The 1099-nt window shown below is 51.0% G+C and carries 1 protein-coding gene; it reads right to left on the bottom strand.

The features are described 5' to 3' along the window. Positions 1-1082 (bottom strand): c-type cytochrome biogenesis protein CcmI (gene ccmI / locus ACTXGO_RS14375; RefSeq protein ID WP_443574994.1); only part of this gene is annotated, 1082 nt, incomplete at its 3' end. Positions 1083-1099 lie beyond the last annotated feature (17 nt).

The raw sequence follows: 1099 nt of genomic DNA, 5'->3' as shown, positions 1-1099 counted from the left end.
CTGATACTCGCCTCGCCCTGCTTAATCACACTAATAGGCAAGCGCTTAGCAGCAAACGGTGGTCCGCCGTTGACATCGCGAATAGCGACAAAGAGCACATCATCACCTTTAATCAAAGGCAACAAACTGCTATTGACGGTTACGGTTACCTCGACACCTTGAGCCGCTTGCTCTTGCTGCGCGTTTACGTTAGCGCTGAGCTCATCCAAACTTGCCAGCGCTTGGGTATGATCGCCAGGCTTAGCGGCAATACTGCCGCGCAAACGGCTGATCCAGCTTTGTGCTTCGTCAAAGTTGCTGCTACGCGCCTCGCCCATTGCCATGAGCATCTGCGCGCCTTCGTGTTGCGGGTTTTTGGCCAGCAAATCTTGCAATACGCGGCGACTGTCGGCGTTGAGTTGACCCTCATTGGCAAAGAAGCTGATTTGGGCGTAAGTGGCGGCAATCTCTTCGTTATCTGGAGAGAGGCGGTACGCACGCGATAGGGCTTCGATCGCAGACGGCGTGGCCTCAAGCGATAAGAACAGCTCGGATAAGCGCATCCAACGATCAGGGTCATCAGCATGACGATGCACATTGGTCTGCATGGCACTAATAAGCTGATTGCCATCTTCAATTGCCCACGCAGGCGGCTGATCGATTTTACCCGTTAATAGATCATCAGCCACTTGACCGACTTTATCCTCGCTTGCCCAGAGATTGAATACAGGCGTACGATCACCGATTAATAAATAAGCTAGCGCTGCCAATACAGGTACCCATATCATCACAATCAAACGGCTTTTGACGCCGGGTACGACCATCGGCGTAATTTCACGCTGCGCATCGAGCAGCTGGCGCTCAAGCTCAAGCTTTTGGTTTTGATAATGAGTGTCGTCAATGACGCCGCTTTCTTTATCTGTTTGCAGCTCAGCGAGGCGCTCGCGGAACACTGCGACGTTGATATCGAGTAGCTGATTATCTACTGGATTCTCAGGTCTACGAGCCGCACGCAACCAAGGCATAACAACGATGACCGCTAGTACTAAGCTGATTAATAGGCTTAGGGCGATAAATAAGCCAAAAGTAGAAAATAGGGTCATTTTTTATCCTTTATGCT

The organism is Psychrobacter sp. T6-1, assembly GCF_052258445.1.
Note: the sequence above shows the minus strand (reverse complement) of the source record. Positions and strands in the feature narration are given on the sequence as shown.